This window comes from Nitrospirota bacterium (assembly GCA_016207885.1).
Lineage (GTDB): Bacteria > Nitrospirota > Thermodesulfovibrionia > UBA6902 > UBA6902 > JACQZG01.
On sequence record JACQZE010000027.1, the window covers coordinates 1 to 9353 of the forward strand.

Annotated in this window: 6 protein-coding genes and 1 tRNA gene; 5 read left to right on the forward strand and 2 right to left on the reverse strand. The window is 46.0% G+C overall.

Features of this window, described 5'->3' with window-relative positions; genetic code table 11:
* Positions 1–162 precede the first annotated feature (162 nt).
* On the reverse strand, positions 163–1092 hold the full coding sequence (locus HY807_11200; GenBank protein MBI4826964.1) for a bifunctional riboflavin kinase/FAD synthetase: 930 nt from the start codon (positions 1090–1092) through the stop codon (positions 163–165).
* Positions 1093–1112: 20 nt separating this feature from the next.
* Complete coding sequence (rlmN, locus tag HY807_11205) at positions 1113–2168, reverse strand: 23S rRNA (adenine(2503)-C(2))-methyltransferase RlmN (GenBank protein MBI4826965.1); 1056 nt, start codon at positions 2166–2168, stop codon at positions 1113–1115.
* A gap of 69 nt (positions 2169–2237) precedes the next feature.
* Between rlmN and HY807_11210 the strand changes: the two genes are divergently transcribed.
* From HY807_11210 to HY807_11230, 5 genes are all read left to right on the forward strand, one after another.
* Entirely contained in the window at positions 2238–2432 is a 195-nt protein-coding gene (locus HY807_11210; protein MBI4826966.1) for a hypothetical protein, read from the forward strand.
* A 6-nt stretch (positions 2433–2438) separates the two neighbouring features.
* Positions 2439–2524 (forward strand) — tRNA-Leu (locus tag HY807_11215).
* Positions 2525–2600: 76 nt separating this feature from the next.
* Positions 2601–4037, forward strand: coding sequence for a sensor histidine kinase (locus HY807_11220; protein ID MBI4826967.1), 1437 nt, complete (start codon positions 2601–2603; stop codon positions 4035–4037).
* Between the two features lie 7 nt (positions 4038–4044).
* Positions 4045–4701 carry a response regulator transcription factor gene (locus HY807_11225; GenBank protein MBI4826968.1) on the forward strand — a complete coding sequence of 219 codons (657 nt, stop codon included), beginning with the start codon at positions 4045–4047 and terminating at the stop codon, positions 4699–4701.
* A 260-nt stretch (positions 4702–4961) separates the two neighbouring features.
* Positions 4962–9269, forward strand: coding sequence for a hypothetical protein (locus HY807_11230; protein MBI4826969.1), 4308 nt, complete (start codon positions 4962–4964; stop codon positions 9267–9269).
* Positions 9270–9353: the final 84 nt, after the last annotated feature.

Consider the following 9353-nt stretch of genomic DNA (forward strand, 5'->3'; position numbering starts at 1 on the left):
AGCGCTTCCTGCATGGTCTGCTGCACCAAGCTTCTGATCTTTGCTTTTACTTCTTCCGTCTTTGCAGGTTTCTCTTTCTTCATTTGCCCACCTCCTGTGTTTTGATAAGTTTATCAATTTACACAGTTCTGTGGACACTCCCAGTTTTAAGGATTAAACGCTTCACTTTGATTTAAGAATATGCCTTATCTCTTCAATATCAATCCTCATCTGTTCCGCTAATTCTTCAAAACCTGAAAACTTCTTCTCATCTCTGATGCGTTTAATGAATTCCACCTTTATATCTCTGCCTACTATCTCATCATCAAAGTCAAAGATATGTACTTCAAAGCTGGGCTTCATCTGCATGAATGTCGGATTGAAGCCGATGTTCGCAGCTCCGCCGAAAGATTTTTTGTCGAGCTTAACCTTTACGGCATAGACCCCGTCCATTGGAAGCAGTTCATTGGATGTAGAGATATTGGCGGTCGGGATATGAAGGAGCGCCTTGCCTCTCTTTGCTCCCTCGATGACGGTTCCTTCTACCGAGTAGTGCCTCCCAAGAAAGAGCGGAGCCTCATCTACTTTGCCTTTTGCGATGAGGCTTCTCACCTTTGAACTGCTGAGCGTTATATTGTTGTATGTGATATCAGGTATGGATGTCACCTTGAAGCCGTATTCATTGCCAAGCTCTTTAAGCATTTCGGGACAACCTTTCCTGCCTTTGCCGAAGCGGTAATTGGCGCCTATGAATATCTCCTTCACGCCGATGGCATCCCAGAGGATGTCATGCACAAAATCCTCTGCCGTCATATGAGAGAACTCTTTTGTGAAGTTCGCGCAGATCAGCACATCTATCCCGTATTTCTTTATAAGTTCAGCCTTACTCTTAAATGGGGTAAGGCGGCTTGGCGCTCTTTCAGGCGCTATCACCCGTAAAGGATGCGGCTCGAATGTGAATACGATGGATGTCCCCTTCTTTTTTATGGCCTTATCAGTGATCATTTTGAATATCGATTGGTGGCCGAGATGCACACCGTCGAAGTTGCCTATGGTAAGCACAGGGTAGGGGTACTTCTTTTTTATATGCTCAATCCCGTCAATGATGATCATGTTTGATAGTATAACGCATGTCAGCTTTTATATGCCGCCTTAAGCTGGCCGCAGGCTGCGGATATTTCCGAGCCCTTGCTCTTTCTTATGGTAGCCGGAAGGCCGCCTTCTAAAAGTATCTCCTGAAACTGATGTATCCTGTTTCCCGACGGCTTATTCATTGCCTTGCCATCTGACGCGTTATAAGGGATAAGGTTGACCTTTGCCCTTATGCCCTTGAGCAGTTTCACAAGCCTTGCCGCATCCTCATCCGAGTCGTTCAGCCCGTCTATCATTACATATTCAAAGGTGATCCTCCTCCTTGGCGCCAATGTAAATTCACGGCAGGCGTTGAGCAGATCTTTGATAGGATATGTTTTATTCACCGGCATTATTCTGTTCCTGACCTCGTCTGTAGTCGCGTTAAGAGAGACTGCGAGGTTTACGCCCGGGCCTGTTTCACCAAGCTCAAATATCTTCGGGACTATGCCGGCTGTTGATAGTGTTATCTTTCTCTTTGAATACCCCATCAGGGAGGTAAGCTTCCAAAGCGCGGCATTCACCTCTTTGAAATTATTAAGCGGCTCGCCCATCCCCATCAGGACGATATTGGTAATATCCTGTTCATCTTTTTTGTCTTTAATATCAGCGTTAATATATTTTTCAAGCGCTATCACCTGGTCAATGATCTCATGTGATCTGAGGTTTCTTATGAAGCCGAGTTTCCCGGTCGTGCAGAACGCGCACTTCAGGGCGCATCCTGCCTGCGATGATATGCAGATGGTATATTTCCCTTCTCCGTGAATATTCGGGATGAGCACACTCTCGATCGTCTCGCCGTCTTCAAGTTCAAAGAGAAATTTGCTTGTGCCGTCTTTGGCGATTTTTTTATCAAGAAGCTTCAGGCTGCTTATAAAAGCCTTCTCTTTAATCTTCTCTCTGGTCCCGGCCGAAAGATCGGTCATCTCATCAATAGAGGCGGCGTGTTTTTTGTATATCCAGTTAATGACCTGCTTCGCCCTGTAAGGCTTTTCGCCTGCCTTTTGGATAAAGAGGCTCATCTCTTCTTCGGATAACTGTTTAAGATTTTTCTTCATAAATAATCGCGAAATATGTTATTTTGATATATTATATAATTCTATTTTATTTTATTCGGGAGAACGGGCATGAAATGCAAAATGGAAGAGCATAAAAAGTTTTGCAACTGCACCTACAAAAACTGTGAGAGACGGCTGAAGTGCTGTGAATGCCTTCATTACCACAGAGAAAAGATGCAGCTTCCCGCCTGCTACTTTACGAATGAGGCGGAGAGGACATATGACCGCTCTGTCAGCAACTTCTTCAGAATGCTGAATAACTGAATAATAGCCGGTGTGGTGGAATGGCAGACACGACAGACTCAAAATCTGTTGGGAGAAATTCCGTGGGGGTTCAAGTCCCTCCACCGGCACCATCTATGAGTTTTTGCCGCAATATTTTCTTTTGAATAATATTATGTGACATGAATTGTCCGGGCAATTGAGGGGTCAATGTATTTATTGGATCTGCTTCAGGAGTGGGCGAAGAACAATTTAGATATTATCTTCTTTATCTACGGGCTCGGCTTCCTGATGATGGGTATCACCATCCTTGTCCATCCCAAGAAAGGGAGCGAGTTCAGGATCGCTGACTCTATATGGCTTCTGGCAGCCTTTGGTTTGACCCATGGCTTGAACGAGCATCTCGACATGTGGGCATTGATAAAAGGCAGGCACGTTTTTCTTGATTTTGTCCGATGGTACATCCTTGTAATCTCTTATATCTTTTTATTTGAATTTGGAAGGAATCTTATGCTCATGGATTCACCAGGCACTTCCATGTGGCAAAAACGGGCAGCTAAGTTTTTCGGTTGGTGGAACACTCCTCTTATCGCTGCGTTTATAGTGTTTCAAGGCGTATTCTCGTCTGATTTCTGGATGATCGCCAGTATATGGACAAGATATCTCTTCGGTTTTACAGGCAGTTTTATGATCGGTTTCGGTCTTTTTACCTACTACAAGGATAATGAGCTTATCTTAGGGCCGCTTCATGTAAAAAAATACTTCTTTATATTCAGCATGATATTTTACATATATGGTGTTTTGGGCGGACTGGTTGTGCCTAAAAGCGATTTTGCGCCCTCAAGCTGGTTAAATACAGAATCATTTTTTGAGGTTGTCCATATACCGGTTCAGTTTTTCCGTGCCATTTGCGCTCTGACAGCGGCGTGGGCGGTGGGTGGAATGCTTCAGATATTCAACTGGGAGATAAGGACAAAACTTAAGGTATCCCGTGACCGTCTCAGGAAGATGATATTCAAAATATCAAAATTGGAAGAAGACGAGAGAAGGCGGATTGCCGAGGATCTGCATGACCATATAGGCCAGAATTTAGCTATCTCAAAAATAAGGTTAAAAACGCTTAAGGCGGCCCCGGCGTCTTCATCAGAAACGATTGATGATGTCCTGGCATTGATTGATGAATCGATAGCATATACAAGGTCTCTTACGTTTGAACTGAGCCCTCCGATCATTCATCAATTGGGGTTTGTTCCTGCCGTAGAATGGCTCGCTGAGCAATTCAGGAAAAAGTACGGGCTTGTTACAGAGGTCGTGTCAGAAGGAGATGTTCATGATATCGGCGGAGAAAAGAGCATACTCCTTTTTAAAACTGTCAGGGAACTCCTGCACAATATTGTCAAGCACGCGCGTGCCGGAAAGGTGGTGATCAGAATAAAGAAAGATGACAAAGGGCTCTGTGTTATAATTGAAGATGACGGCATAGGATTTGACGCAGAATCTATTAATGATTATGGGAAAAATGACAGCGGGTTCGGGATATTTAATATACAGGAGAGGATAGCTTTTTTTAACGGGACTTTTAATATAAAATCTGGAATATCAAAAGGGACGAAGATTGAAATAATTCTTCCTCTTGGGCATAATTAAAAAAAACATGACTGATACGAATAAAAAAATACTCATTGCGGATGACCACAAAATAATGCGAGACGGCCTCCGGATGCTTCTTGAGAAGCAGGAGGATTTCAAGGTTATTGCAGAGGCCGGGGACGGCAGATCCGCAGTCAGAATGGCGCTGGATCTTTCTCCGGATCTTATTGTGATGGATGCTTCAATGCCCGATATGAATGGCATTGAAGCGACTCGCCAGATATTGTCGAAAGATACCAGCATAAAGATAATTGCATTATCGATGCACTCTGAGAGGCAGTATATCATTGAGATGCTCAAGGCCGGGGCTCAGGGTTATGTTCTCAAGGATTGTGCATATGATGAATTAATTAATGCCATCAGGTCGGTTCTGAATGATGTGATGTATCTTAGCCCAAAGATTTCAGATGCTATTCTCACTGAATACATCAATAATGTGCCGTTTAAGAATATCACCGCTTTCTCTTCCCTTACAAACAGGGAAAGGGAGGTCTTGCAGCTTATCGCCGAGGGCAATACCACTAAAGAGATAGCCGGTCTCCTGAATGTCAGCGTAAAGACCGTAGAAACACACCGCCAGCAGTTGATGAATAAGCTGAAGATCCACAGTATAGCAGGCCTTACCAAGTACGCGGTTCGTGAGGGCCTGACCTCTTTATAATTTTTCTTTTGTAAGTGATTTTCCTCTTCAACTGGGTTATTTTTATCAATAAGGCTTTGATTTTCTAAGGTAATCCATCTTTCGATAATCAGGTAATCTCCCGATACAGTTTTGTCTATTTGTTTTGTTATTCTTTTAATATGATTTTTGATGCATTGTATCTAATTGTAATTTAAGAAAAAAAATCACATCTATGACGTGGCTAATCGGTACGGTTTATATGATTTTATTTTGGCACTGCATTTGCTTTATATAATATTATGTTTAATAAAAATTACATAAATTTCACTATTACCGCGTCAGGTTTAGTCCTGATAATTGCCGTAACCGCCTTTGCCCTTGATTATCCTCATTCTCCGTCGAATTATTATGATTGTCAGACCTGTCATGATTTCTACAGCACTAATCCATATCTGATGACTGACTGGACAGGTAGTTATGTTATGCAGGATGATGACGACACGCCTTTAAACCATTTATGCCGGAGCTGTCATTATGACGGCGGGCCGACTCCGGCGCATGGGACACATTCATATCTTTCTCTCGGATATACGTCAGGAACGAGTCCTTACGGCCTATGGCAGGTCAGGTGCACGACATGCCATGACCCTCATTATCAGCAGCAGTTCAGCAAGTACAGGACAACAGGGGAACAATACTGGATAGTGAAACTGCTTGTGGACACGGTGACGGTATCCGCCACATCCTCGACACTTAAGGCGCAAGGCGCTCCGAACTGGACAACTGACGCTTACAAGAACATGAGGGTAGTGCCGAATGTCAATGCGAGATATCCTGTCGCATACAAGATAATCGGCAATGATACGGACACATTGACGATAAAGGGGCAGGTTACAGGTGTTGCCGGCGGCGATACATTTGCTGTGATATACGGCAAGCTTATCAGGTCTCAGATAAAGCTTGATGACATAGTTAATCCGATGTCATCGACTGCAAAGACAGGGTTAAAGAAGGTGAAGTTATTCAGGGCAACTGGGAACAACTCCTGCATAGACGGCGACAATGTTTATGATGGGGTCTGTGAGGTATGCCACACAAATACGGATTATCACAGGAATAATTCTGGCGGCAACCATAATCATAATCTGGGGATTCATTGTACCGATTGCCATAGTCACAAAGGCGGGTTTCAGGGCGGCGGCACGACCGGCGGGCATCCATCGCATCTCACTGCAGGGCAGGGCCCCCACCTTACATGCGCAGCAGGAGGCTATGGCTGTCATGGAACCTATGTTCCAAATTCAACATCCCCGCTTTTTGCGGACGGCAGGGATATTGATGAGACCGGCGTCTGCGACATCTGCCATGGCGGAAGCGACGGCGGAGAGATGGCAAAGACATATTGGCCCGAGCTTCCGGGCACATGGGCATTTGAAAAAGGAGAGAACGTATTTTGCGGCAGCTGTCATGATGTTACACAGGGCAAGACACAGGCTGACGGAGGGGGAGACACGGCGCCGAATGTCATGGGTGATGACAATGTCACAGATGACGAAGACAACCCTACATATGGATTTTTGGTAACAGGGCACGGAAAGTCATTCGGTAATTATCAGAAGCTTTCATGGCAGGATACATCGGCAAGCGGAAATCCGGCGGCAAACAGGCAGTGCAGCTCGTGTCATGATGCGGCATCCCAGCATTTCAACAATGCGGGCAAGAGGCTGAAGGCAGGTTATGAGAATGACAATAACAACAGCAATTGCAGGCAGTGCCATGATCCGGGAACCGCGGCTGCGGCAAATCCCCGGTGGTATACGACCTATGCCGCTTATCAGGATTCAGCGCACAAGAATAAAAAATGCTCTGACTGTCATGATGTGCACGGGAATTCAGGTAACAATAAGGGTATGACAAAGCTGAACCAGGAATCACTGTGCAATCAGGCAGGCTGTCACTCCGGCGCGGGCGGACATCCAGGAGTCGGCTCAACATCATTTACTCATAACAGCAAAAATTACACCTTGGAGTGCATCTCCTGTCATAACGTGCATATAGTCACAGGCACATACGCACAAGCTGACCAGAACAAGAGCCCGGTGACAAAATTTTCTGATAACACCAATGTATGGGGCGATGCAGATGGCGAGAAGATGAATGCATACGCGGGAAGCGGCACATACCGGAAGCCGAATGGCGAGTCATTCACCGGGGACCAATTACCTGATTACGCTTCCTTCTGTACAGATTGTCACAGTCAGAGCGGGAGCGCGCCTTTTGGCATAAACTGGGATGGTGACCCGCATGGCAGGCAATCAGCCAATCAGCCTAACGGTTACGGAACCTGTCCGAACTGGTTTGCGTGCGGCCAGGCATTTGGATGGAATGGTGATGATTGCGTCGGCACTCAGTCACAATGCTGGCCTGTTACGCCAAGAGGCGACGGCGACCAGCTATTTTCAAAATCGGCTTATACCCATACAGACAGGGTTGCAGGCGCTAACTTTACTATGTCCTGCACGGATTGCCATACAGGGCATGGTTCCGGATCTCTTGGCAGGCCGAATGTCAATGGTGGTTCGTTTACTTCAAGCTGGAACAGTATGTGCAACAACTGCCATTATTATTACAGCGACTGGCATGCCGGCATGTCGTGCGGAAGTGCCAGCTGTCATATAACGAATTCACCTCACCGGGCTTCCAATATGTCAGGCTCCGGCGGCACAAGAACACATACTCAGGGGCTGGTGCTGGATTATCGTTTTGAAAACGACTTGAAGGATTCAGGAGGTTGGCAGATAGACGGCAAATGGATGGATGACATTGCCGGTTCATATGTATCCGGCAGATCCGGACAGGCTGTAGAACTTGGCGGCGGGAAGAGCATTCAGGCTGGCACGGAAAACGCCAACTGGTCAACAGATGACGGTTATCACGGCACGTGGAAATATACAGAGATGAAATTCAACACAACTCTTGAGGCATGGGTCTATCCGGCAGACAATGCCGCCAATGAGTACATTATATATTCCAAACACACCGGTTACAATGACGGAGGTTATCAATTCGCACTTAGAAAATTCAATAATACCTTGAGAGCGGCCTTAAACATAACAGCTGATAATAACGGATTTACGCAAGGCGGCAAGACAGGCGCGCGAGGGGCTTACAGTTCGGTTGCCATTCCTTTGAACACATGGACACATGTGGCTGCAACATTTGACACAAACGGGCCTGACAAAGACCCGGTCAACCCGTCAGTCGGCCGAATCAGGATATTTGTAAACGGCGAAGACGTCACAACAAGTAAATCATCAGGCATTGATTCACAGCCGGGCGCGGGCGAAACTTCCATTTATGCCTATTCTGAGAACAGCCCGTGGAATGAGGCCATTTGCTACGGCGGCAGCTGGTGCGCTTCAGAGTTTGCAATCGGGGGATTCGCCGGATGGCAGAATGAGTTCATAGGCAGGATTGATGAGGCAAAGGTCTGGAACATCACAAAGGATCCGGCATATTTCACATCTTATGATTCGCAGTCCGGCCCGTACATAAGCACTGTGGAAGGAACTGTCGGGACAAACCAGTTAACAGTTACATTTTCAGAGGGCGTGTATACAAATACCGGCTCGTCAGGCACTCTTGTTGCAGGGGACTTTACATTTATTGATACAGATAACGGACGCACAATAACCGGTGTGACGCATACAGCAGGAAGCTCGACAGCGGTGCTGGTTTTCAGTTCAGCGTTTGATGACACAAACGATTTTGGAGTTGACACTCTCGCGGCGGCAAGTAATCAGATATTTGACAATTACAGCAATTCAGCCGCTGTGACAGCGGTGACTATGGAAATGACCGCGACTTGCCCGAGCGGGCAGGTGACAATAAACCTGAACGAGGCATCCGGCAGCGCCTATGTGCTTGACACGCAGAGTGTGTTGTCCGGAAAGATCTACGGAACAGGCACATTAACAGGCAGTGAATATTCCGGAGACGGCAGCAGCAGATACATAGATTTTGAGAACAACGACACGTGCATGCAGGCTACCACCGCTATGACATTTGAAGCACGCATCAAGCCTGCTGGCATAGTGTCTGACGGAAGTAACTATATAAGACGTATATTGGCAAGAGACGGCGGCGGAAATTATCAGATATCACTCTGGCGGAACAACTCCACTACAGATGAGGATCCGCCAGATAATGTAGTTATGACAGCACTGTGGGTAAGGCCTGAGGACACGCACGGCGGCAATTCATGGAAGGCTGTACTGACTGATTTCAACACATGTCCCATAGTCAATGATAAATGGTACCAGATAAAGGCTGTCTGGAATTCCGGTGTAATTGGCGGCATGCCTGCAAGTATATACATTGACGACCAGGGCGTTAACGGGGATGATGCGGGTGAAAGCTGGGCCGGATACATCAACTGCACCGACTCTGACCAGTCACAAATGCCGACTGTCAGCGAGGTATTTGAAGGCGATGTTATCAGTCCGACAGACGGTGATTTCCTTATCGGCGCCAATGTGAGCAATCACGCCAATAATGTTTTCTGGGGATTGATAGATTGGATCAAATGGAAAGACAGTATTGATTAGCAGGGAGAATTACTTTATATTTTTTATAAACGGATTAGCATTTCCTATTTCTCATAATGATATTTATATAACATAATTAAATCA